This window comes from Sporosarcina luteola (assembly GCF_023715245.1).
Classification (GTDB): Bacteria; Bacillota; Bacilli; order Bacillales_A; family Planococcaceae; genus Sporosarcina; species Sporosarcina luteola_C.
Genome location: NZ_JAMBNV010000003.1, coordinates 167,744 through 192,571, shown reverse-complemented (window position 1 = coordinate 192,571; position 24,828 = coordinate 167,744). Strand labels below are relative to the sequence as shown.

Genomic DNA, 24,828 nt, shown 5'->3' with positions numbered 1-24,828 from the left:
TGTCAGTAAATCCCACATTACGTACCTTCGTCGTGGGCGTTTCCAATCCCTTCTTTTCATTGCGGACAGTGGCGTATACTTCTTCAGCTGACGTGCATAGTACGTAGAGGAGGTGAGTAATCGATGAATAAAAACAATAAGAAGACAATGAACGAAAGAACGCATAATAGCTTTGACACTTACAAAGAGGCACATAACACAAATAGCAATACAAATAATCCAGGCGAAAACCGCACACAGGAATTCGCAGAGGATTTTGACGCGAAAGCACAACGGAATGAGCGGCAGGATGATCGAGAAAAATAAAAACAGGTAAGGGAAATGTAACGGGCTCGGGTAACGGGAATAGCAAATAAAACGTTCGGATTCATCCGAACGTTTTATGTAAACATAATATATTATTCAAAGATAACTAACTCTTAATCCGTTTGTTAACTTCAATCGTAATGAACTCGGGCAAATAGTTGGGAGTACATCCTTTCGATACTTTTTCATCTTTGTAAAGGCCCGCTTCCTCACCTATTTTTATACAACGTGCACGATTCTTTTCATCGTATACGCCTATCCAGCCTGCGGTAAAATTCATAGCCCATTGAACTTCCGGTTCTTCCTGCGTAATAGTAGCCTCGATTGCAGCTAGCAATTCTTCGGTATTATCAGGCGGTGTTTGTCCAGTCCATCTCAATCGCGCTTGATAATACCAGAAAGCTCGCCTTTGAAGAGCAGAAGGGCTATTTTCCCATGACTCCATCAAGAAAATCGTCTTCTTGTCTTTGGTGAGCTGATTAGCCATCAACCAATCCATTATGTTATTTCGCTCCTCCAAAGTGTGAGCCTGTATATCTTTATCAAGCTGATTGAGCACATCTTGTGTAAGCAGTTTTTTGTCCATAATTAGGATTGCTAATAGTCTCGGCAAAAACTCTCCGGTTGACCAAAGTTCCATAGCTAGTTCGTGATCTTTTTTAATGTCCTTGGCGATTTTTCGTAAGTCGCCTAGCTTAGTTTTACTATTGATCTGAGAGAGGATGTTTTCTGCTTTTGAAGAGCGTATCATTTCTGTGCCTTTAGTTTCGGTCATTTTATATAACTCCTTTTGTAAAGCACTGTTTCTTAGATTATTAGTAGTTGCTAACATTTTCATTCAAAAAAAGAAGCACCTAGCTGACTAAGCACCCATTTCGGCACGACGAATCTTGCTGTCATGAGTGGATCGACGATTTGGCAGATTTCCGATTGGCCGACTGCGCTCATAAGCATCGTCACTTCGCTTACTGGAAGAGATGACTTGTCGGCAATGCGCTCAATCATTTCGATTGCTGCCGTTTTTGCTGCTGCGTCCAACGTCGGAGCGGATACTATTTGGGTGAATGCTTTTTCATTCTCAAGCATCGGATGACGCAATGACACGCCTTTGATGACATCAAGCGTCACGGTAACTTCCCCTGCAACCTCAACTCCAGATACGCTCACTTCACCGTCGCCCATCGCGGCATGCAAGTCGCCTAGCGCGAACAATGCCCCTTCTGCAAATACCGGAAAGTACAACGTCGCTCCTTCAGTCACCATTTTATTATCCATGTTGCCGCCATGTGCTCCTGGCGTTCCGCAATTGACGCCTTCCCCTTCTGGCGCAACGCCTATGACACCAATCATTTTATTCACAGGGATTTGCAAGTCATTGAACAGGACATGATCATCTTTGATAGGGAGGATCTTGGATTCCATTTTGGATAAAGCGTGTCCCATTACACCCAATTCCGGTCCGACAACCATGACGCCTTGGTCCCCGATGTCGATCCGTTCGATCTTCACTTTCAGTACGTCTCCCGGCATCGCGCCTTCTACGTAAAGAGGCCCCGTCGCCGGATTGATTTTATTCCAATCGATTGCAGTTACTTCCGTATCAGCTGATTGAATTTGATTTTGGAAACAATCGTACGTTTGAATCGTGACCGTTGAACCGGCCGGGATGGTCCGTATCGGTTCATGCACCTTATTGAATTCATAGATGATCCCCTCGTCACAGCCAATTTTCGTCATCAACCTATCCCCTCTCTATGCAAGATAGTTTCCATGAGTATACTAAACTTTCTTGATTTATACCAATTTCACAAAACAAACTCCATACCTTCCTCCGCAATATGAAAGCCCTTCATTTCCAGCTCATTCCGAACCGCTCGCTCCTTATCAAGCACGGGATTTGAGTGATTGAGATGAATGAAATAAATCTCAGTTTGCTCCACTAGATCTTGTAATCGATCCATTGTTTCTGTCATGAGCGGATGTGGGATTTCCCGATAATCCCGGCCAATGTTTTTAAGATCTTCGGTGGAATGAAATGTGCCGTCAAGTAAGCAGATATCCGCTTCCTTGCACGCTTCATAAATATCCGTGTCCCATTGTTCCCATCGATCGATATCCGGAATGTACAACACTTTCTTCTCCGTCCCTGTAATCCAAAATCCAAATGTCTCAGTAAATTCATTTCTATGGGGGACATCCACAGGTGTAACGGTGACTTCCGGTGAAACAGCAATCGCTTGACCATCATGTATTTCTTGTAGGTCAATGTTATTGAGTTTTGTTAATTGGCTCCAAGGCGCCTGTTCTTCCAAAAGTCTCTTCATTTTTGCCCCTGCCAGTACTGGTACTTTATTTGCACCGATCGCTTCTCTTCCTAAAAACAATAATCCAGGATAGTGGCCTAGATGAGCATGTGTCAAAAAGACGCTCGACATGAGTTGCCCTTGCAGATTGTGCTTCATCTGTACCCTCGCCATCTGTTCTTTCAAATCTGGTGTTGCGTCGATCAAATGCCAAGCCTTCTCTTCAGGCAGCACAATGGCTAACGATGCTGCTGTGCGCCTAAACGTTGGATTTTTTATGGCTTCCGTACAGTTTTCACAAAAGCAATTTGGATGTGGCAGACCGGCATCTTGAGCCGTTCCTAACACATGTAAAACGACCTTGCTCATAGCGAAATAGCTCCTTCCGTGTTTATTTCATCTTCCTTCTGATAGCTCTTCTTCGTAATCGTCCAGCCCGTAAAGCCGAAAACGATATTAATTAGCGGAACTAAAAACGCAAAGAATGCATATGGAATAAATTCTCCTGGACTGACGCCTAGAATGCTTGCTGCAAAAATCGCAGGAACACTCCACGGGACAAGGTTAATGCCTACCGTACCCGCCGCTTCAACACATCTGGAAAGGTTTTTCGTGTCGATTCCCATGTCTTTATATGTTTGGACAAATGTTCTTGCAGGTAAAATAATCGCTAACATTTGTGCCCCACTTGCGAATGCCACGACAAAAGTTGAAAGAATGGTCGTGCTGATTAACGTTCCCGTTGAACGGACACCTGCTATCATATTTCTTGTAACCACTTCAAAAGATCCCGTTTCTTCTAAAATCCCGCCTAAAGCAGTGGCGATGACTAACAGGCCAATTGTCCCCAACATTGATAATAGACCACCGTTATTCAACAAAGAGTCCACCGGAGCGACCCCCGAATCCACTGAAAATCCGCTCGTCATGACTTGCGCGATTGAGGAAATGGAAGAACCCTGAACGCTTACTGCAAGTACAGCTCCTAAAAGTCCGACAATCGTTAACGTTGGAATGGCCGGTACACGTTTCAACATCAAAACGATTGTAAATACAGGCATCAGAAGCAGAAGTGGATGAATGGTAAAGACTCCTTCCAGTCCTGTTTTGAGTAGTTCAATTCCATTCGTATCCAGAGCATGAGTTGCTGCACCTGAACGGCCTACAACCCAATACAAAATTAGTGCAATGACAAATGCAGGAATCGTGTCCCACAGCATGTGCTTTATATGGCTGAACAAATCTGTTTCAGCCATAGCAGGTGCGATGTTTGTCGTATCGGACAACGGCGATAGTTTATCACCGAAGTATGCTCCCGAAATGACAGCCCCCGCTACCAGGCCCGGAGGAAATCCCAACCCCTCCCCAATCGCCATGAAAGCAATCCCGATTGTCGCAATGGAGGTAAATGAACTCCCCAATGTGATCGAAACAATTCCAGTAATTAGTGCCACCAACGGAATAAATAAGGAAGGTTCAATGATGGATAAGCCATAGTAAATCATCGTCGGGATCACACCACTCGCAATCCAGGTTCCAACAATGATACCGATAATCAGTAAGATAAAAACAGCGGGCAATGCCCGGGATACCCCATTGACCATCATTTTTTCGATTTTCTCCCAACGCCAGCCACAAATTTTCGCAATGACTGCTGCAGCAAACACCCCAATGAGCAACGGGATATGCATCCCCGCTTTCCAAATGAAAATCGATGAAGCTGCGGAAATTACTAATGCCAATATTGGGATAATTGAAAGTCCAAAAGTCATTTCTTTTTTCATTCATGACATCTCCTTTTCTATAGGAATCTACTAAAAATGAATACAAAAAAAACCCATCCATCCCTTGGAAAGGGACGAAGGAGTTCTCCGCGTTACCACCCTACTTGATGAGCCAAATATTAAATCGGCGATCCACTTCATGTCAGATAGAGAAAAACCGATGGCGTACTTCACCCTGATTGCTGCCTGAATTCTCACCAACCATTCAGTCTCTTGTTGCTGCACACAATCGAATTACTGCACCATCTCTCTTTATCTATGTAATTGGAATGTTTCTGCATAAAAGTAATTCTTTGAATCTTACCATGCCTACCAGAGAAGTCAAGCCTTTTTTAAACGTCTACCATTGTCCGAATTGTTTTGGTGCCTGTGTATCACACATTTATGACTATTTATTATAATGTATATATATACGAAAGGAAGCCACCCAAACGTTAATTGGGATGACTTCCACTTTTTTTTATATGCAATTGTAGTGCATTGTCTGAATAGTGTGCTGCACAGGCACCATAGATTTCTTTTTATGTCCGATCCCAAAAGCGTTTTTGAGCTATGGCTTCAATGAATTTATCGGTGAAGTCCTGATTTTCTCCGGCGACGACGACACCATCCATATTATTCTCTTCCGTATTTAGGAGATATTGTTCACCGCCTGCTGCAACGCCGATCGGTTTCATATGCATATACTGCATTTTAATGAAATCAGCGATGTGCTGGTCGAACATCATTTGATTGCCGGCAGTGCCTCCGACTACGTAAATGGCATCGTACAGAACTGGGTGGACGTTTAGAAACGCTTTATCCACTTCCAGCTCGTTCCGCTCTGAGCAAGTGACAGTGCCCAGCTTCTCGCCGATCAGTTCGAATAGAACGCCATTCTGCTTGAAGCTTTCCAACGTGCTTTGGACTTCTTCTCCATTGAACCCGTTGCCAATCAATACTCCGACTTTTTGGGTCATAGCGGAATGCGGGGAATTCAACTGACTGAGGGAAGGATAGCTTTCATCATTTTCGACATTTGTCGTTTTTGGTGCCTCGACACCGACATTGTCAGCGATCAAGCTAGCCATCTCAACGTCGACATTCGCGAACATGTCCACGTTTTTCTGGCGGATTGTCTTGTCCTTGACGCCCCCGATGTGGTAGCTGAATGATTCGACAAGGTCTTGTCTTTCAGGCAATGAAAGGCTGTTCCAAAACATTCTTGCTTGTGAGAAATAGTCTTGGAATGAATCGCTCGGATGTTCCCTAGTCACATGTCCCTCGACTTTTTCAGGATAATTCTCATATCCGCCTTCCTCAGGAGGCGTCTCGGCAGGCGTGTTTTGGGCGAGCGAATTGTTATGGTAATGGACATGATCCGTTTCAATATGGTACTTCATGTAGCTGTCCCGTAGATTATTCGTCGCTTCCTTCAGCGGCCGGTTCACTGGGAGATCCTCGTAGTTTGCAGAATGTTGACGGTATAGTTCCGTATCGCGGTACGCAAACGACCGCCCTTGCAATACCGGATCATTCGAAAACTCAATTCCCGGAACGAGATTCGCGGGATTGAAAGCGGACTGTTCCGCCTCAGCGAAGAAGTTGTCCATAAGACGGTTCAACGTCAATTTACCGATGATCTTTACCGGAACTACCTCTTCTGGCCATAACTTCGTGTCATCCAATAGATCAAAGTCAAATTTGAACTCGTCTTCCTCATTAATCAGTTGGACTCCTAGCTCGTATTCAGGAAAAGCACCGCTCGAGATCGCTTCGATCAAATCATTCCGATGGAAATCCGGGTCGACTCCGCCGATCAGGTTTGCTTCATCCAGCAGCAATGAGTGGACACCCAGCTTCGGCTTCCAAACCATACGGAAAAATGTCGACTTACCCGCTTCATTCACGAACCGGAATGTGTTGATCGGATACCCTTCCATCATCCGCCAGCTTCTCGGCCGGCCTCGCATGGACATGAGCCACATGACCATATGGGCGGATTCCGGGTTGTTCACGACATAATCCCAGAATCGGTCATGCGCCACAGTTGCTTGCGGAGTATGCGTCATCGGGTCAGGCTTTGCAGCATGTGTCACATCCATGAACTTCATCGCGTCTGCGAGAATGAAAACAGGGAACTGCAACGCCAGCGAATCATAATTCCCTTCTTCCGTATAAAACTTCACTGCAAAACCGCGGATATCCACCGCCGTGTCCTTCGATCCCTTGTTCCCGATGAAATTCGAAAACCTTACAAATACAGGCGTCTTCGTACCCGGCTTCTGCAGAAATTTCGCAACTGTATAGTCTTTCATCGATTCATACAACTCAAAATCACCATACGCCCCAAACCCCCGCGCATGGACAACTTTCTCAGGTATCCGTTCCCTATTGAAATGCGTCTGCTTCTTATAGAAATGGAAATCCTGCATCATTAGAGGACCGCGCTTGCCCGCCCTTAGCGTCTTTTGGTCATTCGACACCTTCATGCCGCTCTCTTCCTGCATCTGCTTGTCCGGTCCCGTGTTCTGCTTCCGGAAATGCTGTAACTGTTCGTCCTTCTGATCCACTCCTACATCATCCTTTCAAAGTAATATCAGTAGTCGTTAACTTTCTTCCCCATGTACCAAACTACTAAACTGTTAAATTGAATTGTGCCTGTATTGTCCCGGTGCCTGTGCAGCATACATTTATGACAATTCGACTTAAGGTATATAAATACAAAATGAAGCCATCCAAACGTTAGTTTGAATGACTCCCTCTTTTTTCCTTATGCAATTGTAGTGCATAATCTGAATTGTTTGCTGCACAGGCACCGGTTTTAAAACATCCCATTCTCATTCGGTGATTCTTCCGGTACAGGTTGGCCGACATCCCACATCTCAACGATTTTCCCCTCATGGAAGCGGAAAATATGGACGGCTGCGGCTCCGAGATCGTCAGGGTTCTGTTTGATGTGGGAATAAACCATCACCATTTCCCCTTCTTCAATCGTCTGTTTCACTTCAAGCGTCTTGTTCGGACTCATGCCGTCATTCTCTTTCATCGCCTTCTTCAGCGATTCCCCATCCCCGGGGAAATATGGATTATGGTGGCGGAGCTCAGGGCTTGCGTACTTCTCATAAGCCTCATCAATCTCTCCTGCAACAATCAGTTGAAGATAATTCATTGCTATGTTTTTAAGCAATTCCATAGGAGTAACACCCTCTCGTTTTGGCGATATTCAAAAACGGAAAGTGAAACAGTGACGTGTCTCACTTTCCATTTCCATTTTCGTAATTGTAGTGTACGACACAGGCACCCATCAATAGTTAGAGTACTTTACTTAAAAATGATTTTGTTCGGATTTCCTGTGGATTCCCAAACAATTCTTCAGGTACATTCTCTTCTACGATGTAACCTCCATCCATAAAAATAACACGGTCCCCAACTTCACGCGCAAAGCCCATTTCATGCGTCACAACAATCATCGTCATTCCTTCTAATGCAAGTTGTTTCATAACAGAAAGCACGTCGCCTACAACTTCGGGGTCAAGTGCAGATGTAGGCTCATCGAAAAGCATAATTTTCGGATTCATTGCTAAGGCCCGGGCGATTGCCACACGCTGCTTTTGTCCACCCGAAAGTTCGCTTGGCGACGCTTTCGCTTTATCGGACAAGCCCACTTTTGCCAGCAACTCAAGGGCTTGCTTTTCAATTGACTGCTTATCACCTTTTCGTAGTTGTAAAGGTGCGTGCATGATATTTTGAAGAACGGTCATATGTGGGAATAAATTAAATTGCTGAAAAACCATTCCGACATTTTCTCTTACTTTATTAATATCAAGCTTCGGATCTGTTATATCTTTACCATCGATTAGTACATGACCGCCCGTAATCCCTTCCAAGCGGTTTAAGCATCTAAGAAATGTACTCTTACCTGAACCAGACGGTCCGATTACACATACAACTTCCTGTTCCTTAATTTCAACATTTATGTCTTTTAGTACTTCGAGTTCACCGAAGGACTTTTTAAGATTTTTCACTTGAATCAACGTCATCTAATTTTGTACCTCCTTTCAATAAAGCTGGAAAGTAACGACATCAGGTAGATGATTACAAAATAAATGACACCAACTGTCAACCATACTTCAAAAGGTTTAAATGTTGTACTCGCATGAACCTTTCCTCTTTGAACAATATCAGCAATCCCGATAATGGATAGGAGTGAAGTATCCTTGAAACTAATAATGGATTGATTAGTAATAGTCGGCAGCATCGTTCGAAACGCTTGTGGTAACACAATGGTTTTCATCGTTTGCACTTTAGTAAGACCGAGGGATCTAGCAGCTTCCGTTTGCCCTTTGTCAATCGACAAAATTCCTGCACGGATTATTTCAGAGAAATAGGCTCCTGCATTAATTGAAACAGTCAAAATCCCAGCAACTGTCCGGTCTAATGAAATAAACTCCAGTCCATTCAATCCAAAATAAATGAAGAACAGTTGAACGATAAATGGAGTTCCTCGAATAATATCCACAAATACTTTCGCAATCCAATTTAACGGTTTTATAGTTGTTAATCGCATAAGTGCAGTTAGTAAACCAATTAAAAAACCAAATATAATTGAAAAGAAAAAGATATAAAGTGTTACTTTCATTCCTAGAAGCAGATAGGGAAATGCGGCAATTATTGTCTCCATCAACTCATCTCCTTATGAAAAACACTCCGCTATCTCCGTATTGCTTTGGCGATAGCAGAGCAGTGATTGGTATGGGTTCTATCGTGAAAAGTATCTTTCCGAGTCTATAAAAAAATATAGCGCAACTAACACGCTATATTTTAAAGTTCCATTTATTCGCCAAGGTATTTAGCTAAAATCTCGTCGTACTCCCCGCTATCACGAAGTTCTTGTAATCCATCATTAATTTTCTTAAGAACATCACTGTGCTTTCCTTTAAGAACTGCAATTCCGTATTGGTCGCCGTTTAAGCGCTCCCCTACAATCTTCAAATCAAGGTTGTTTTGAGAGATTGCATATGCAATGACAGGGTAGTCTTCAATCAGGGCATCAGCACTTCCATTTTGAACTTCCTGGAACATTGCCGGGCTGTCATCAAACTGAACAACTTTATAGCCATATTCACTTTCGTGTTCTTGAGCGAAGCTGGCGCCAGTTGTACCGTTTTTAACAGCAATCACTTTGCCTGATAAATCCTCAAGTGAAGTAATATCTGTCGTTTTGTCATTAATGACTAATGACAAACCTGCATCAAAGTACGGATCCGAAAAATCAACAACTTCTCTACGCTTATCAGTGATACTCATACCTGCAATTGCAATATCAAGTTGGTCTGCTTGCATTGCTGGGATGATTCCCCCAAAATCCATTGAGTCGAATTCTATTTCAAATCCTTGGTTCTTTGCAATCGCTGAGATAATATCGATATCGATTCCCGTCAGCTTGCCATCTACTTCAAATTCAAAAGGCGGATACGTATTGTCAACTCCGACTTTATATTTTGTTCCTCCCCCTGAACCAGAACTCTTGTCAGCGCCACATGCTGCAACGACGAGCATAATTGACATCAACAAAACTAAAGCACCAATTTTCTTCATAGTTCATTTCCCCCTTTGTTATTTCCCACTTAAATATAGCACAACCCCAATCAGATTGTTAGCCGTATTTCAAACATTCTTTCAACTGGTTATTTAGAGGAACTATGCAGAAATCAACGGTGCCTGTGCACGGTACATTTATGACAATTCAACTATTTGTATTTATATTCAAAAACAGGAAAGCGAAACACCGACGTGTTCGCTTTCCTGCTTTTAATATATGCAATTGTAGTGTATTGTCGGAATTGTTCTGGTGCCTGTGCGACAAACATTTATGACTATTTAATGAAACGAATAATTATACGATCAAACTCCTAGAAAAGATTATTCCATTAGCATTCACACATGCAAAATATACAATTGTGGTGAATAATCTGAGTAGTGTGGTGCACAGGCACCTCAATCTGGCACCTCAATCTTTAAACGGGTCGTATTCATTCGCGCCGGCCATGCAGACGCCTACTGGTTTCAATACGTGCAGTACATCGATCGTTTCCTTGTGCGCTTCCAGAACGTCGCGCAATTTGCGATAGACGAATGGACTTTCATCCGTTCCCCCGCCTCGGAGTTCCACGCCATATTTTTTGATGGCTTGATCCATCCGCTCCTGGGTGATTTTCCCGCCTCGTCGTGTGCGCGTTTTCCAGTTCATCCTGCCCGCCGCTTCTGTGCGACTCATGATCCTGCCTGCCCCGTGGACCGTGCTATAGAAGGCATCGGCGTTCGCTTCATTCTCTTTGCCACGTACAATGACTGAAATGTCGCCCATGCTCCCCCCAATAAAGCCCATTTGCCCTGGAGCCGAAGGGGTTGCTCCCTTTCGGACGACGATATACTCCTTGCCGAAGTGAGTTTCTTTCCATGCATAGTTATGGTGATTATGAACCTCGAACTCGGAAGTTGCACCTAAAATAGAAAGCACTTCATCCATCACATAATCCCTGCCCGCATATGCGTATTTCCCGCTCAACGTCATCGCACGATAATAAAGGTCCCCCAATTCGCTGTCCATATCAATCAATGTCGGCGCCTGCTCCATGCTTTCGCCTGGCGCGCGATCATCAAAATCCCGGCCGATTGCCAAGTTCAAAAATCCGCTTGCCGTCTTATGGCCAAACCCTCTGCTGCCAAAGTGATTGGCCACCCACACAGCTCCGGTCTCCTTCTCCACTAACAGATCGACGTAATGGTTCCCGGCTCCAACCGTCCCCAATTGGTCCTTCGCCAATTTCTTCAGTCGGTCGTGTTCCTGCTTGCCGATCTCCTGATACACTGCCCAATCGGGATCGTCGAACACTTCATGGTCCACCTTCTCCTTATTCTTCCGGCCAAAGCCGAACGAAATAGAAGACGCAATTTCATCCATGATACGAGGAATATCCTTTTCAATATCGGCCAACTTCAAATTGGTCCGGACCGCTTTATTTCCGCAGGCAATGTCATAACCGACACCGGACGGCGAAATCTGGCCGTCATACACGACCACGCCCCCGACCGGCTGACTATATCCGTAATGCCCATCAGCACATAGCACGCCGCCCGCCACTTGCCCTGTCCGCAAGCAATTTTTGAATTGACGCAACGTGTTATCATCATGCACGCCAAAGATTTTCTTCTTCATGAATGCACTCGCCCTTTCTACTTCTCTTTCTGTTATTGTTTCATAATTCATCACTCCTATCCAGGTTGAAGTGTTTCGGTGCTACGCTTTTATGACTATTTTAATTCAGCCAGCAAGGAGTATATTGACAGTTCCTAAAATTGAATATACAATTGGTAATACTATACACCATGAAATATAGCTCTCATCTTCCAGAATTATTTCTTGGAGGCGGGAGTTTTTTTGTTGAATGAATAAGAAAGGGGGATTGATCTAGCATGGACTTAGAAGTTGTAAGGAATTTCTATGATGAAACAGTACAGTATGAGTGGGAACGACTCGAACGTCACAAAGTTGAATTTGAACTTACCAAACGATTCCTAAATCGTTATATCAAGCCTAAAGATAAAGTATTAGACCTCGGTGGTGGTCCAGGCAAGTATTCTTTATATCTTGCTGAAAATGGTTGCGATGTGACATTAGCTGATCTATCGCAAAACAATGTAGAGTTTGCAATAAATAAAGCCGAAGAATTTGGTCTCCCGCTTAAGGGCATACAAGCAGATAGTCGCGATTTATCCGAATTCGAAGATAATCTATTTGATTTTGTTCTATGCATGGGCCCGATGTATCACCTTAAAAGCGAAAACGATAGAATCAAAACAATTAAAGAATGTTTGAAAAAGCTAAAGCCAAATGGGATTATCTTCGTGTCCTTCATCTCCTCTTATTCGTTTGTTTGGGACTACCTCATACGTAATCCTGAATTTATTTTAGATAATGAGCGAAAAGCACAACTAAACAAAATAGTGGAAGAAGAGGATTTTGCGGGAGAAGGGTTTTCAGACAACTTTTTCATATCACCTAAAAATGTACTTCCATTCTTCAACCAATTCAACCTTAAAAAACTGCATTTAATTAACATCGAAAGTTTTTTATATCTTCGCGAGCCAGAACTGCTCAAGCACCAACCCGAAGTGATCAACGCTTGGTTGGATTTGGCTGAACAGGTATGTGAACGGGAGGATTTACTTAGTTTCGCTGAACATATAATGTATATAGGTAAAAAAACCGATTAACTACTTGGTAATTGGTGTCGTGATGGAATTGAATGTAGAATCACAAACAGGGCGCCCCGTCAGCGGGATGCCCTGTCTTTTTTCAATCGAGATCGTCCTCTTCCCAAGGATCGATGTCCGCGTAGATTTTATACCCATTCTCCCAGTGTCTCTTGATCCACTGAATCGCCTGCACCATCTCTTCACCATGAGCAGCGGCTTTCTCCTCCAGTTTCTGTGCCTCCTGCAGTTTTAAGGCGCACCAAGCAGGATCCGGGAAAGCTTCAAACCATTCCTTATCATCCTCTTCAAGCGGATCTGTATGGCACATGCCGTCATCTACCGGCAACATTTTCGGCCAATCCATTTCGAGCCCGACATCTTCCATCAATTGACGGAGGTCAAGGCCGAATGTGAAAGGAAAAGTATACTCCGCCACATCATCCTCCTCATTCGGGAACTGAAGTCTGTATTCTTTAGGATTTACCTCTTTGAACAGCTTTTGAAAAAGCGATTCTTTGCGTGTCGTGTCTTTGATTGTGAAGTTTCTTATGGCCATTAATCTGACCTTATCCGCATATTGCTCAGTTGTGCGATTCGGGTATTCTTCAGCCATGATGGCTCTCCCTTTATCCAATTCCTGCTGTTCTGAAGCTGTCAGTTTTGACCGCAATTCCTTTTTACGAAGGTCCGGAACCTGGAATTGTAGCCTTCGTGATTCTTCTAGATTCATTATGTATGCCTCCCATTGTTCAATTTGACTATGACTATCTCATCTACTTATTCGACATATCGCATGAAAGTCCTTTGTACGCGCGCCGTCAGTCAATCAAGAAAATCCCCTCGCCAATACTGCGCAGAGGGGAGTAAACGCTTTATTGTTTCAGGAAATCAATTTCGATTTCATTTTTCCGCGGCTCACGTTTAAACAGATAATCCCCATTCCGGATGGAGATAAGTACTTCTGCACGTTCGCGAATTGCTTCATAAGCATCTTGTGCATCCAACACGATAAAGTTAGCTGGTTTTCCTACTTCGATTCCATACTCATCGTTCACTCTCATAACGTTAGCACCGTTATATGTAATCAAATCGAGCGCTTTATTGATTTCATCAATATGCGTGTAGTGCGCTAAATGGATGCCGTTGTCGAGAATGTTCATCATATTTCCATTCCCTAACGGATACCAGTAATCCGCGATGGAGTCTTGAGCAAACGCCACGTTATTTCCATTCGCCAATAACTCTTTGACTCGAGTTAAGCCGCGGCGTTTCGGATAGCTGTCGCCGCGTCCTTGTAAGTGAGCATTCTCAGTCGGACAAGAAATAAAGTTGATTTTTGATTCTCTAAATAAACCTAACATCTTATTGGCATAACTGTTTTCTACAGAACCGAAGCTCGTTGTATGACTTGCTGTAGTGTATTCACCATAATCTTTTTCCATCACAAGCGCATTCAACACTTCTAAAAACCGGCTATTCGGATCGTCGTTTTCATCACAGTGAATATCAATCATCACGTCGTATTTTATTGCCATATCGACAATACGCTTCAATGATTCCACGCCATGCTCATAAGAGATTTCAAAATGAGGGATCCCTCCTGCGACGTCAGCCCCCATTTTAAGCGCCTCTTCCATCAACTGCTCCGCACCTTTATAGCGGAAGAATCCTTCTTGAGGAAATGCGACAAGTTGTAAAGTCACGATATCTTTTAATTCCTCGCGAAGTTTAAGTAAAGCTTTCATGCCTGTCAAGTTAGGGTCCGTAATATCGACATGCGTACGAATAAACTGAACCCCTTTGCTCACTTCTTTTTGAATTCCTTTTATCGCACGCTCACGCACGAGCTCTTCCGTCAGGGATTTCTTATTATCACTCCAACGCTGGATGCCTTCGAACAACGTCCCAGACACATTTGCATTCCCTTCGCCCAGTCCTGAAAAGATGTAATCCAAGTGCAAATGAGGATCCACATAAGGCGGCAGAACTAAACGGCCCTCTAAGTCAATCACTTCATCAGCATTTCCTAAATCATTGCCTATCGCTTTGAATTTTTTATCTTCTATTAAAATTTCATGAGATTCCGGATCACCATATATAGTCGCGTTAATAAACTTTTTCATCTATCACCACTCCTTTACAATACTCCCTCTAGCTTATCAAAAAAATTGTGTCGGTGCCTGTGTAACACACATTTATGACAATTCGTACTGCTGATAGATTTATGCACTCGTACTTCATGCAAACAGCATATAATCAACAATCATCCAATTCAATTATACAATTGTAGTTCATAATCTGAATTGTGTGCTGCACAGGCACCGCTCGTTTATACCGGCCCAATTCTTCAAATCGACCTTAGGTAAAACAGTCCACCGTTGATGATTTCGACTCGGATTTTGGTTTTATATTGCTCTTCGATCGCTTTTTTCTCGCTCTCGTATGTTTCGGGCTTATCTTCAATTCCTTCGTAGAAATAATCCAACACGCGAATGTCCCGTTGTTGCCGTACTTGCGCCTCTTCCGCCCATGTATGATCGTCTTGCTTTATTTGATTTTCAATTACCGCGTCCAATCGTTCCAAGGCGCGGAGGGGTTTAATCGTATACGGCAAGTGGAATGTGTTTGCGGATATCGCACTCTCCAGATCCAGACCGCTGATTGATTCCTGAAAACCGTTGATAATCATCCCGGTCATCAAGTTAATGCCCAGTGAATAAAGGGTTTCCTGTGTCCGGTGGCTGGAATACGTTATTTTATAATTTACCCCTAGCCAAGGCGTCAAGATGATCTGCGCAGGAACTTGAGCCGCAGGCGGTTTCTCATACATCTGCACGAATGAACCAAGCTCATTCGTCACTCGGAACAATTGACTGAGGCGGGGGGATCCGTAATGGACGACCTCCCCAGCAACGCTCTCAGTCAGCCTGTTTTTATCGGTGATCAATGTCAGTTGGGCAGGGTTCGGCTCGGCTCCCGTGCTCTCTACATACTTCCAATAAAACGGTCGATTCATTATTTTTTTATCCATCTCAATCGTTAATTGAACGTTTACGAAATGCTCATTCTCACGCAAGATGGGGCAATTGTTCTCAATGAAGAACCGTCGTACGTATTGATGAATTTGCTGCGGGTACATGTGCAACCTCCTTGCATCTAAATAGACATTTTATATGCGGTTAAAATATCATCCAACTCACCGACGACTTTTTCAAAGACGCCGATTTTCACATTCAGCAGCTCCAATATATGGTCCTCAATTGTATGTTTGATAGCCAAATTGTATATATTAACATCATGCTCTTGCCCTAACCGATGTACACGGCCAATCCGCTGCTCCAATTTCATCGGGTTCCACGGCAAATCATAATTGATCACATGATGGCAAAATTGAAGGTTGATCCCTTCACTTCCAGATTCCGTGGCAATTAATACTTGCGCCTTTTCCTTGAACAATTGCTTCATCCACTCACGTTTACTCTTGCTGAATTGCCCATTAAACGGGACGCTGACAATGCCCTTTTCATATAAATAATTCATTAAAAAAGTTTGGCTCGCCCGGTACTCCGTGAAAATAATGATCTTTTCTTCGTTCGCTTGCGTAATGATTTCATACGCCTTTTCCGCTTTCGTGTTGACTTGAAGTGCAACTAACTTCCGAAGCAATTCCTCTGTATAAGCAACTTCATCCGGCTGCGTACACTTTTGGCACATTTCATTCAACGTCAAGTAGGCCGCTTCTTTACTGCTGCAAATCTCCTTTTGCAATGTGATCATCGAGAATGCGCTCGAAAAGACAGAGGACACGTTTTTCAGCTCTGAAATCATGTCGTACACTTCTTTTTCCTCATCGCTGAACTCCAGCGGAATGATCTGTACACGACGGCTCGTCCATTCGATGCCCGTATCATGCCTTGAATTTCTCACCATCACTTGGTTGATCAATTCCTTCAGGAACTCATCCTCTTCCACATTATGCTTGCTCGCTGAAAAAACAGATTGGAATGTCTCGAAATTGCCGAGATGCCCTGGTTTTAATAAAGAAATCAAATTGAACAGCTCAAACACATCATTTTGAATCGGTGTAGCTGTTAACAGCAGGCAGAACTTTTTCTTCAGGTTTTGCACGAACTCATAGTTTTTCGTTTTCGGGTTCTTTAATTTATGTGCCTCGTCGATGATAATTAAATCAAAATCCTGGTCATAAAGGTTTTCCTTATGAGGACTCCTTTTCGCCATATCGATGCTGGCAATGACGATATTGCAGTAGTTTAAATCATAGGCTTTTTTATACTGAATCACTGGTATATGAAATTTTTGATTCAGTTCCTCGATCCATTGATTCACCAGTGATGCAGGAACGAGGATCAGCGCTTTTTTGACAAGGCCACGAATGAGATATTCTTTCAGAATCAACCCGGCTTGAATCGTCTTCCCGAGACCTACTTCGTCCGCAAGAATCGCTTTCCCGTTCATCCGCTCGATGACCGTCTCCGCCGCCTCCAACTGATGAGGAAAAGGCTTCAGTTCAGGTAAATATTTTGGGCATTGAAGGCCGTCGAAGTCTGTAATCAATTTCGCTTTTTCAACGTCATAGCACATCTTATACAACGTCCAATTATCCCAAGCTCTGCGATTCTCCAACCGTTCAACAAAGCCCTCTTTCCAATCGGACGACCATTCTATTTGCATAAACATCCCCTCATCCGATATTTTCTTGTTAGATTGTCCAAAAACGGATTTCCTATGTGTATGACGGAGCCAACACTGCTTTTTTGGCAATCAAATTCCCAACGAATTATTGTTTATTGCAAAATACTCCTTTATACTCAACAGGAAACGTCTGAATTTTTAAAACGACTGAGGGGGAAGTAAACTTGAAACTAGGAGCATTCTCTGTAAGTTTGAACGTGAAAGACATCCACGCATCGAAGGCATTTTACGAAAACCTTGGATTCCATTCGTTCGGAGGGGACATAAATCAGAACTGGCTCATCATGAAAAATGAAGAGAAGATTATCGGTCTCTTCCAAGGAATGTTCGAAAAAAACATTCTTACATTTAATCCTGGTTGGAATCAACACGCCGAAAACCTCGATTCATTTACGGATGTCAGAGACCTTCAAAAGGAACTGAAAGAGAAAGGGGTTCAACTGCTGACCGAGGCGGATGAAGAAAGTGACGGTGTTGCGCATTTCACACTTGAAGATCCCGATGGCAATTTAATTCTTGTTGACCAACATGTGAATCGTCCTTGAGATATCCCCCTTCCAATGCCTTTGGCGGCTAAGAAGGGGATTTTTTTCTTTTAACCCTTGAAACCATTTGTCCTCTTTTCCGTATAGTAAACTAGCGCATAATTAATTGTGAAATTCCATGGCTTTTTTTAATAGAATGAAACAATCGATAAGGAAGGTGGTGTCGGAATGGGCTTTTCTCCGGTCGACGATTTTATGTTTAGTGCTATGCCGATTTTCGGCTTCATCGTTTTCGCTCTCGTCATAGGTATATTCATTTTTGTAATTGTAAAAGGCATTAGCCAATGGTCCTCAAATAACAATTCACCGCGCTTGACTGTCCCGGCGCAGGTGAAAACGAAGCGTACAAATACAAGTGGCGGCAGCGGCGATTCCTCTGCACACACGAGTTACTACGTCACGTTCCAAGTGGAAAGCGGAGACCGGATGGAACTGCAAATGCCCGGGAAAGAGTACGGCATGTTAGCTGAAGGCGACCTCGGCATCCTCACCTTTCAAGGCACGCGGTACTTGGGATTTGAACGAAAAGGCACGGCCGACTGAAAAAGATCCATCCTTTCGAGTTTCGAACTCTAGGATGGTTTTTTTATTCCGCTTGCACTCTAATTTGTTACCTTCTACTCATTATTCGATTTTTCCAACAGTTTTATAAATATAATATTGATTATTTTCTGTTACTTTGTTACGTTGTACAATATGGCATGTTGGAAGTCTTCTAAACTAGTCAGGGTTGATATGGGGATCAGCTCATGTAAGCTTCAGCATGGCGTACATTTTGTGGCAAAGGGGATGAAGGAATGACAGTGAAGATGAAGAAAGCGGACACGCCCGATAATCGGAAGGGGAAACTGATAACAGACGGTCAGCTCGACTATGAGCGGCTCATCGAAACGGATGAGTTCAAGCAGCTTGTGAAAAAGAAGAAGCACTTTTTCAGGCCATATGTCATCGCTTTTTTTGCAATCTATTTAATGCTTCCGATTTTGACGGGGTATACGTCAATCCTTGAAGCGCGGGCAATCGGCTGGATGACGTGGACATGGGTCTATGCTTTTGGAATGTTTGTCATGGTGTGGGTGCTTACACAAATTTATGTAAAAAAGGCTAGATCATTCGATAAAGACGTCGAGCAATTGCTCGGAAAACACGTTCGGAAATAAGGGGGGGAATGAATTATGAGTTTTTGGTCCTATTCAATCTTTTTTGCAGTTATCGCTTTGACGCTTTACATCACCTATTGGGCTGCTAAACAGACTCGCACGGCGAGTGAGTTTTATACGGCCGGCGGTTCGTTGACAGGATGGCAGAACGGAATGGCCATTGCGGGGGACTATTTATCAGCTGCCTCATTCCTAGGGATTGCCGGAGCCATTTCACTGAACGGCTTTGACGGCTTCTATTACAGCGTCGGCTGGTTGACAGCTTATCTCGTCGTTTTGTTTTTAATCGCGGAACCGCTTCGGAATCTTGGGAAGTACACGATGGCCGATATGATCGGTTCACGTTTCGGAGCAAAGAAAGTCCGTGGGGCTGCTGCACTTAATACGATTACGATCGTCCTTTTCTATATGCTAGCACAGCTGGTCGGCGCAGGTGCGCTCATCAAGTTGCTCTTCGGCATCGAATACTGGATTTCAGTTCTTATTGTCGGTGTGATGATGTTGGTCTATGTTTTATTCGGTGGAATGACTGCTACGAGCTGGGTGCAGATCATCAAGGCGATTTTGCTCATGGTCGGGACAATCGTCATTTCGTTCCTCGTTCTTATGAAATTCAATTTTAATTTCGTTGGCATGTTCGATGTCATGCGGACGGCGACGGTACATGGAGAGTCGTATCTCCATTCCGGTGTTGTCTATAAAGATCCGATCGGGCTCATTTCAGTACTTCTCGCACTCGTTCTCGGAACTGCGGGATTGCCGCACATCCTTATGCGCTTCTTTACGGTTAAAGACGCGAAAACAGCGCGTTCTTCGGTCGTTTACGCAGTGTGGATTATCGGGATTTTCTACGTTATGACGATTTTCCTTGGGTTCGGTGCCGCAAAATTCGTCGGCAGGGACGCAATCATCGCAGAAAACTCGGCGGGCAATATGGCCGCTCCAATGCTAGCAGGGGTACTCGGTGGGGATCCGCTTGAATCGTTCGTCGCAGCCGTTGCATTCGCTACGATTCTAGCAGTCGTTGCAGGGCTCGTGCTCTCCGGCGCATCGGCAATCGCACATGACATTTACGCGGAAATCATTAAAAAAGGCAAAGTGACGGAAAAACAGCAAGTGTTTGCAGCCCGGATGGCAGCAATCGGTGTCTCTTTCGTTTCCATCTTGCTTGCACTCGGATCGGAGAAGCTCAATGTCGCGTTCCTCGTCTCGCTCGCATTCTGTATCGCCGCGTCAGCGAACGTTCCGACAATCCTGTTCACGATTTACTGGCGAAAATTCAATACGACAGGTGCAGTTGCTTCCATGCTGACAGGGCTTATTACTGCCCTCGTCCTTGTCGCGGTCAGCCCGAATATCATCAATCCGGTTGAAGGCGCTGCATTCTTCGTAGGCGAACCGCTCTTCCCGTTCGTCAATCCGGCAATCATCTCCATCCCGGCCGGATTCATTGCTGCCGTCGTCGGCACATATATCGGAGCGAAACGCCACGAAGCTGCGGAAGTCGCTTATGCGGAAGTCCGTTTCAAAGCGGAAACTGGCTATCGCGGTGCGGAAGGATAAGGTCTGAATGTAATAAAATAGGAAAAGCCCTCGGAACCGAGAAATCGTTTCCGGGGGCTTTGTTGTAGTTTTCAAGAATGCGCTACGCCTTCCCTTTTCATCTCTGTCATTTGGTAAGGGTCGAGTAAGCGATTCAACTCGTCAAGTGTGAGAACATTGTAACGCAGGCAAAGCTCTTTGAGCGGGACGCCTGTTTCGAACGATTCACGTGCAATTTTTGATGACATTTCATAACCGATATATGGCGTGAGCGCCGTGATCGTGCCGAGGCTTTTTTCTACATAGTCCTGCATTTGAGCGACGTTCGCTGTGATTCCGCTGATGCAGTACTTGCGGAACACTTCGATACCGTTGTTCATGACCGTCAATGATTGCAATAAATTATAGACTAGTACTGGCTCCATGACATTCAATTCAAATTGGCCCGCTTCGGAAGCGAGGCTGATCGTATGATCGTTGCCGATGACTTGGAAGGCGATCTGGTTCATCACTTCCGCCATGACCGGATTCACTTTCCCTGGCATGATCGATGAACCTGGCTGCCTTGCCGGGAGATTGATTTCATTCAGGCCGGCTTTTGGACCTGACGCCATGAGCCGTAGATCATTAGCCATTTTCGAAAGATTGATCATACAAATCTTCAATGCTGAAGACAGTTCTGTATACACATCCGTGTTCTGCGTAGAATCGATCAGGTTACTAGCAGACTTCAATGACAAGCCGCTGATTGTGCGGAGCTGTTCCACTGCAGTTTCGATGTATTGCGCATTTGCATTCAGTCCAGTGCCGATTGCCGTCGCGCCCATATTGATTTCAGACAGATGCACTCTCGTCCTGCCAATCCGTTCAATATCGCGTTCGATGACACTTCGGTATGCACTGAATTCCTGGCCCAAGCGGATGGGAACAGCATCCTGCAGATGAGTTCTTCCCATCTTGATGACTCCATCGAATTCCTGCTCCTTCGTCTTCAGCTCGTCCACAAATCGCTCAAGCGTTTCCACCAGCTGATTGACCATTTGCTGTGTCGCAATCTTAATCGCCGTCGGGAATGCATCATTTGTCGACTGGGACATGTTAACGTGGTTGTTCGGACTGATGAAGCCGTAATCCCCTTTTTCACGTCCCATGATTTCAAGCGCACGGTTCGCGATCACTTCATTCGCATTCATGTTGAATGATGTGCCTGCCCCCCCTTGAATCGGATCGACGATGAACTGATCCATCAACGTCCCCTCAATCACTTCGTCCGCAGCTTCAACGATGGCAAGCCCTACATCCTTGGGCAAGTCATTGACGAGCACATTCGAAATGGCTGCCGCTTTTTTCACAATCCCAATTGCGCGAATCAATTCGGGGTGCATATGCTCTTTCGTAATTGGAAAGTTTTCAGTCGCTCGTATCGTTTGAATCCCGTAATACGCATGTTCGGGAACTTCTTTTTCCCCTAAAAAATCCTTTTCGATTCTTCCGGATAATAAATTCATTTGTCCCTTTTCCTCTCATTATGTATATCGCCAATAAGGCGTACGCTGAATAATCCCGAAGCAGAAATACTTTGCTTGGCATTATGTCCATCGTACGCTTTTTATTATAGGAATGCTATCGTTATTTCTCATCAATCCTCATCGTTTTATCACGGTACTTTCAACTGGTAAGATTGCCAAATATTTTCTTTGTGGGCCGATTTGTGTCACGATATTGAGAATGAAGGAGTGTGATTCGATGATACGTTTTGACGGTGTAACAAAATCATATGACAATCAAACACTTGTCGTTGATTCAATCAATTTAGAGATTGCCAAAGGGGAATTTCTCGTACTGATCGGGCCGAGCGGATGCGGTAAGACGACTACGTTGAAAATGATCAATCGCCTCATTCCACTGACGGACGGGACGATATGGATCGCCGGCAGGAAGGTCAGTGAATACGCAATCCATGAATTGCGGTGGCAGATCGGATATGTGTTGCAGCAAATCGCATTGTTCCCGCATATGACGATCGAGGAAAACATCGCAATCGTTCCTGAACTTAAGAATTGGAATAAAAACCGGATCCAAGCCCGCGTGACGGAACTTCTCGAAATGGTAGGACTCGATCCAACTACATACCGGCACCGGAAGCCTCATGAACTATCCGGCGGCCAACAGCAGCGGGTCGGCGTCGTCCGGGCCCTTGCCGCAGACCCTGACATCATCTTAATGGATGAACCGTTCAGCGCACTTGATCCGATCAGCAGGGGAAAGTTGCAGGATGATTTGGTGCAGTTGCAACGGTCCATTCAGAAAACGATCGTTTTCGTCACACACGATATTCAAGAAGCTTTGAAGCTTGCAGACCGTATTTGCATCATGAAGAATGGCAAAATTGAACAGCTTGGCACTCCGGAGGAAATTACGTTAACCCCTGCCACACCATTCGTCCGCAAATTCATCCAAAGCGACAGCCTGAAACCGTTCGTTATAGCCGAGCATCTGGAGCCGATGACGTCAGATACGGACCGATTGCCTCTATTGTCTTTCAATGCCGGGTGGGATGAAGTGCTGCATGCATTAGCTCAATCAGATCGGGCCGTCATCAAGCAAGAAGACGAACTGATCGGCACCATTTCAAGACAAACGGTCATCGCCTATTTGGCACACGGGCAGGAAGGAGGACATGTAGCGCATGGGTGACTTCGTAAACGTTTTTCAAGATCGGAAAGGCGAATTGGCTTTGGCGTTGTTGGAGCATATCCAAATCTCGCTCATCGCACTCTTCTTTGCTATTCTCATAGCTATCCCGGTCGGCGTCTATTTGACAACCCGGCAGCGGATTGCAGAAACAGTCATCGGGACAAGCGCCGTGCTGCAGACCATTCCGTCGCTCGCATTGCTCGGGCTGCTGATCCCATTGTTCGGCATCGGCAAGATCCCTGCCATCATCGCACTCGTTGCATATGCATTGCTGCCGATCTTGCGCAACACGTATACAGGCATCAAGGGAATCGACCCTTCCTTGATCGATGCGGCGACAGCGATGGGGATGAACCGACGGAAGCGTCTAACGAAAGTCGAACTGCCTCTAGCCATGCCTGTCATTATGGCGGGCATCCGGACATCGATGGTGCTGATCGTAGGAACCGCCACTCTTGCTGCCTTGATTGGCGCTGGCGGTCTCGGCGATCTCATCCTTCTCGGCATCGACCGGAACAGCCCTTCCCTAATCGTTCTCGGCGCAATCCCTGCAGCACTTCTCGCCCTGTCATTCGACTTGTTGCTGAGAAAATTCGAGGGGCTATCGTTCCGACGGGCTTCCATTGCACTGATGGCATTTTTGGTCGCTACCACACTCATGATCGTCCTGCCCCTCTTGCCTACTAAGAACGACAAGCAGCTTGTCATCGGTGCCAAATTAGGGGCGGAACCTGAACTATTAATTAACATGTACAAGCTCCTGATCGAAGAAGAGACGGACCTGTCCGTCGAACTGAAACCGGGACTTGGCAAAACATCATTCGTCTTCAACGCCTTGCAATCAGGGAGCATCGACATCTATCCTGAATTCACAGGGACGGCACTGTCGGAATTCTTGAAAGAGGCGGCCGTCAGCAATGACCGGAACGAAGTATACGCGCAGGCACGGAAAGGACTAGACGAACAATTCGACCTCGTCCTCCTGCCGCCGATGGAATATAACAATACCTACACGCTTGCGGTATCCAAAACGTTCGCAGAGCAGTACGACGTACAAACAATCTCCGACCTCGCTGCGATTCAAAATGCCGTAAAAGCCGGATTCACCCTTGAATTCAACGACCGCGAAGACGGCTACCGAGGCATCCGAAGCCTGTACGGAATCGACTTCCCTTCCGTCCAGACGATGGAGCCGAAACTGCGCTACCAGGCAATCGAATCAGGGGATATCAACCTCATGGATGCCTATTCGACGGACAGTGAACTGCAACAATATGAACTCACCGTCTTACAAGATGACAAGGAGCTGTTCCCGCCATATCAAGGGGCCCCTCTCCTGCGGAAAGAAACCCTCGAGACGTATCCGGAACTTGAGGAGGTGCTCAACCGGCTCGCGGGCAAAGTGACCGACGACGAGATGAGGGACATGAACTACAAAGTAAACGCGGAAGGTGAAAAACCGGAGGACGTTGCACGCGCATTTTTACGGGATGCGGGTTTATTGGAATAAAGGAAGACATAAAACAGCGGGGGCAAA

Annotated in this window: 23 protein-coding genes; 8 read left to right on the top strand and 15 right to left on the bottom strand. The window is 44.9% G+C overall.

Translation table 11 applies throughout. The features are described 5' to 3' along the window. The first annotated feature begins 123 nt into the window (after window positions 1-123). The gene (locus tag M3152_RS14975) at window positions 124-306 is read left to right on the top strand and encodes a hypothetical protein (RefSeq protein WP_251696290.1); all 183 of its coding nucleotides are present in this window, start codon (window positions 124-126) and stop codon (window positions 304-306) included. A gap of 106 nt (window positions 307-412) precedes the next feature. On the opposite strand, the gene M3152_RS14970 is transcribed toward M3152_RS14975, so the two are convergent. The 10 genes from M3152_RS14970 to M3152_RS14925 all read right to left on the bottom strand — a co-directional run bounded on the left by M3152_RS14970 (window position 413) and on the right by M3152_RS14925 (window position 11,594). Then, a complete protein-coding gene (locus M3152_RS14970; RefSeq protein ID WP_251696288.1) occupies window positions 413-1,081 on the bottom strand; it encodes a DNA alkylation repair protein in 669 nt (222 codons plus the stop codon). A gap of 59 nt (window positions 1,082-1,140) precedes the next feature. Further along, on the bottom strand, window positions 1,141-2,043 hold the full coding sequence (locus M3152_RS14965; RefSeq protein WP_251696287.1) for an acetamidase/formamidase family protein: 903 nt from the start codon (window positions 2,041-2,043) through the stop codon (window positions 1,141-1,143). A gap of 68 nt (window positions 2,044-2,111) precedes the next feature. Next, window positions 2,112-2,978 (bottom strand): MBL fold metallo-hydrolase, encoded by an 867-nt coding sequence (locus tag M3152_RS14960; protein ID WP_251696285.1) that lies wholly within the window; start codon window positions 2,976-2,978, stop codon window positions 2,112-2,114. Beyond that, window positions 2,975-4,393 (bottom strand): Na+/H+ antiporter NhaC, encoded by a 1,419-nt coding sequence (nhaC, locus tag M3152_RS14955; RefSeq protein ID WP_251696283.1) that lies wholly within the window; start codon window positions 4,391-4,393, stop codon window positions 2,975-2,977. The genes M3152_RS14960 and nhaC overlap by 4 nt, the downstream gene beginning before the upstream one ends. Before the next feature lie 521 nt (window positions 4,394-4,914). Beyond that, window positions 4,915-6,945 carry a catalase gene (locus M3152_RS14950; protein ID WP_251696282.1) on the bottom strand — a complete coding sequence of 677 codons (2,031 nt, stop codon included), beginning with the start codon at window positions 6,943-6,945 and terminating at the stop codon, window positions 4,915-4,917. A gap of 251 nt (window positions 6,946-7,196) precedes the next feature. Then, window positions 7,197-7,568, bottom strand: coding sequence for a nuclear transport factor 2 family protein (locus tag M3152_RS14945; protein WP_251696279.1), 372 nt, complete (start codon window positions 7,566-7,568; stop codon window positions 7,197-7,199). Window positions 7,569-7,686: 118 nt separating this feature from the next. Beyond that, the gene (locus M3152_RS14940; protein ID WP_285847227.1) at window positions 7,687-8,415 is read right to left on the bottom strand and encodes an amino acid ABC transporter ATP-binding protein; all 729 of its coding nucleotides are present in this window, start codon (window positions 8,413-8,415) and stop codon (window positions 7,687-7,689) included. Beyond that, entirely contained in the window at window positions 8,412-9,056 is a 645-nt protein-coding gene (locus M3152_RS14935; protein ID WP_251696277.1) for an amino acid ABC transporter permease, read from the bottom strand. Before M3152_RS14935 ends, M3152_RS14940 begins: the two co-directional genes overlap by 4 nt. Before the next feature lie 152 nt (window positions 9,057-9,208). Then, window positions 9,209-9,973 (bottom strand): transporter substrate-binding domain-containing protein, encoded by a 765-nt coding sequence (locus M3152_RS14930; RefSeq protein WP_251696275.1) that lies wholly within the window; start codon window positions 9,971-9,973, stop codon window positions 9,209-9,211. Between the two features lie 412 nt (window positions 9,974-10,385). Continuing rightward, a complete protein-coding gene (locus M3152_RS14925) occupies window positions 10,386-11,594 on the bottom strand; it encodes an RtcB family protein (protein WP_435371952.1) in 1,209 nt (402 codons plus the stop codon). Window positions 11,595-11,851: 257 nt separating this feature from the next. Between M3152_RS14925 and M3152_RS14920 the strand changes: the two genes are divergently transcribed. Further along, window positions 11,852-12,652 (top strand): class I SAM-dependent methyltransferase, encoded by an 801-nt coding sequence (locus M3152_RS14920; RefSeq protein ID WP_251696271.1) that lies wholly within the window; start codon window positions 11,852-11,854, stop codon window positions 12,650-12,652. Between the two features lie 82 nt (window positions 12,653-12,734). On the opposite strand, the gene M3152_RS14915 is transcribed toward M3152_RS14920, so the two are convergent. The 4 genes from M3152_RS14915 to M3152_RS14900 form a co-directional block, all read right to left on the bottom strand. Next, window positions 12,735-13,364, bottom strand: a complete 630-nt coding sequence (locus M3152_RS14915; protein WP_251696269.1) for a hypothetical protein — start codon at window positions 13,362-13,364, stop codon at window positions 12,735-12,737. Window positions 13,365-13,506: 142 nt separating this feature from the next. After that, the gene (locus M3152_RS14910; RefSeq protein WP_251696267.1) at window positions 13,507-14,757 is read right to left on the bottom strand and encodes an amidohydrolase family protein; all 1,251 of its coding nucleotides are present in this window, start codon (window positions 14,755-14,757) and stop codon (window positions 13,507-13,509) included. Between the two features lie 224 nt (window positions 14,758-14,981). Continuing rightward, window positions 14,982-15,773: a YqhG family protein gene (locus M3152_RS14905; protein WP_251696265.1), complete on the bottom strand. Its 792-nt coding sequence runs from the start codon at window positions 15,771-15,773 to the stop codon at window positions 14,982-14,984. 17 nt (window positions 15,774-15,790) lie between these two features. After that, window positions 15,791-17,332 (bottom strand): DEAD/DEAH box helicase, encoded by a 1,542-nt coding sequence (locus M3152_RS14900; RefSeq protein ID WP_435371948.1) that lies wholly within the window; start codon window positions 17,330-17,332, stop codon window positions 15,791-15,793. A gap of 179 nt (window positions 17,333-17,511) precedes the next feature. Between M3152_RS14900 and M3152_RS14895 the strand changes: the two genes are divergently transcribed. From M3152_RS14895 to M3152_RS14880, 4 genes are all read left to right on the top strand, one after another. Then, a complete protein-coding gene (locus M3152_RS14895; RefSeq protein WP_251696261.1) occupies window positions 17,512-17,892 on the top strand; it encodes a VOC family protein in 381 nt (126 codons plus the stop codon). A 168-nt stretch (window positions 17,893-18,060) separates the two neighbouring features. Beyond that, window positions 18,061-18,435, top strand: coding sequence for a DUF2500 domain-containing protein (locus M3152_RS14890; protein WP_251696260.1), 375 nt, complete (start codon window positions 18,061-18,063; stop codon window positions 18,433-18,435). Window positions 18,436-18,689: 254 nt separating this feature from the next. Then, window positions 18,690-19,052 carry a DUF485 domain-containing protein gene (locus M3152_RS14885; RefSeq protein WP_251696258.1) on the top strand — a complete coding sequence of 121 codons (363 nt, stop codon included), beginning with the start codon at window positions 18,690-18,692 and terminating at the stop codon, window positions 19,050-19,052. A gap of 15 nt (window positions 19,053-19,067) precedes the next feature. Then, the gene (locus M3152_RS14880) at window positions 19,068-20,615 is read left to right on the top strand and encodes a solute symporter family protein (protein ID WP_251696256.1); all 1,548 of its coding nucleotides are present in this window, start codon (window positions 19,068-19,070) and stop codon (window positions 20,613-20,615) included. A 71-nt stretch (window positions 20,616-20,686) separates the two neighbouring features. Here the strand turns inward: M3152_RS14880 and aspA are convergent, their stop codons facing one another. After that, complete coding sequence (gene aspA / locus M3152_RS14875) at window positions 20,687-22,102, bottom strand: aspartate ammonia-lyase (RefSeq protein ID WP_251696254.1); 1,416 nt, start codon at window positions 22,100-22,102, stop codon at window positions 20,687-20,689. Window positions 22,103-22,340: 238 nt separating this feature from the next. Between aspA and M3152_RS14870 the strand changes: the two genes are divergently transcribed. Both M3152_RS14870 and opuFB read left to right on the top strand, forming a co-directional pair. Continuing rightward, the gene (locus M3152_RS14870; protein WP_251696252.1) at window positions 22,341-23,291 is read left to right on the top strand and encodes an ABC transporter ATP-binding protein; all 951 of its coding nucleotides are present in this window, start codon (window positions 22,341-22,343) and stop codon (window positions 23,289-23,291) included. Then, complete coding sequence (gene opuFB / locus M3152_RS14865) at window positions 23,284-24,801, top strand: osmoprotectant update ABC transporter permease/substrate-binding subunit OpuFB (RefSeq protein WP_251696251.1); 1,518 nt, start codon at window positions 23,284-23,286, stop codon at window positions 24,799-24,801. The genes M3152_RS14870 and opuFB overlap by 8 nt, the downstream gene beginning before the upstream one ends. Window positions 24,802-24,828 lie beyond the last annotated feature (27 nt).

Coding starts and splice junctions, on each gene's coding strand:
- M3152_RS14975 (WP_251696290.1), top strand. CDS start 124: ATGAATAAAAACAATAAGAAGACAATGAACGAAAGAACGCATAATAGC.
- M3152_RS14970 (WP_251696288.1), bottom strand. CDS start 1,081: ATGACCGAAACTAAAGGCACAGAAATGATACGCTCTTCAAAAGCAGAA.
- M3152_RS14965 (WP_251696287.1), bottom strand. CDS start 2,043: ATGACGAAAATTGGCTGTGACGAGGGGATCATCTATGAATTCAATAAG.
- M3152_RS14960 (WP_251696285.1), bottom strand. CDS start 2,978: ATGAGCAAGGTCGTTTTACATGTGTTAGGAACGGCTCAAGATGCCGGT.
- nhaC (WP_251696283.1), bottom strand. CDS start 4,393: ATGAAAAAAGAAATGACTTTTGGACTTTCAATTATCCCAATATTGGCA.
- M3152_RS14945 (WP_251696279.1), bottom strand. CDS start 7,568: ATGGAATTGCTTAAAAACATAGCAATGAATTATCTTCAACTGATTGTT.
- M3152_RS14940 (WP_285847227.1), bottom strand. CDS start 8,415: ATGACGTTGATTCAAGTGAAAAATCTTAAAAAGTCCTTCGGTGAACTC.
- M3152_RS14935 (WP_251696277.1), bottom strand. CDS start 9,056: ATGGAGACAATAATTGCCGCATTTCCCTATCTGCTTCTAGGAATGAAA.
- M3152_RS14930 (WP_251696275.1), bottom strand. CDS start 9,973: ATGAAGAAAATTGGTGCTTTAGTTTTGTTGATGTCAATTATGCTCGTC.
- M3152_RS14925 (WP_435371952.1), bottom strand. CDS start 11,594: ATGAAGAAGAAAATCTTTGGCGTGCATGATGATAACACGTTGCGTCAA.
- M3152_RS14920 (WP_251696271.1), top strand. CDS start 11,852: ATGGACTTAGAAGTTGTAAGGAATTTCTATGATGAAACAGTACAGTAT.
- M3152_RS14915 (WP_251696269.1), bottom strand. CDS start 13,364: ATGAATCTAGAAGAATCACGAAGGCTACAATTCCAGGTTCCGGACCTT.
- M3152_RS14910 (WP_251696267.1), bottom strand. CDS start 14,757: ATGAAAAAGTTTATTAACGCGACTATATATGGTGATCCGGAATCTCAT.
- M3152_RS14905 (WP_251696265.1), bottom strand. CDS start 15,773: ATGTACCCGCAGCAAATTCATCAATACGTACGACGGTTCTTCATTGAG.
- M3152_RS14900 (WP_435371948.1), bottom strand. CDS start 17,332: ATGTTTATGCAAATAGAATGGTCGTCCGATTGGAAAGAGGGCTTTGTT.
- M3152_RS14890 (WP_251696260.1), top strand. CDS start 18,061: ATGGGCTTTTCTCCGGTCGACGATTTTATGTTTAGTGCTATGCCGATT.
- M3152_RS14885 (WP_251696258.1), top strand. CDS start 18,690: ATGACAGTGAAGATGAAGAAAGCGGACACGCCCGATAATCGGAAGGGG.
- M3152_RS14880 (WP_251696256.1), top strand. CDS start 19,068: ATGAGTTTTTGGTCCTATTCAATCTTTTTTGCAGTTATCGCTTTGACG.
- aspA (WP_251696254.1), bottom strand. CDS start 22,102: ATGAATTTATTATCCGGAAGAATCGAAAAGGATTTTTTAGGGGAAAAA.
- M3152_RS14870 (WP_251696252.1), top strand. CDS start 22,341: ATGATACGTTTTGACGGTGTAACAAAATCATATGACAATCAAACACTT.
- opuFB (WP_251696251.1), top strand. CDS start 23,284: ATGGGTGACTTCGTAAACGTTTTTCAAGATCGGAAAGGCGAATTGGCT.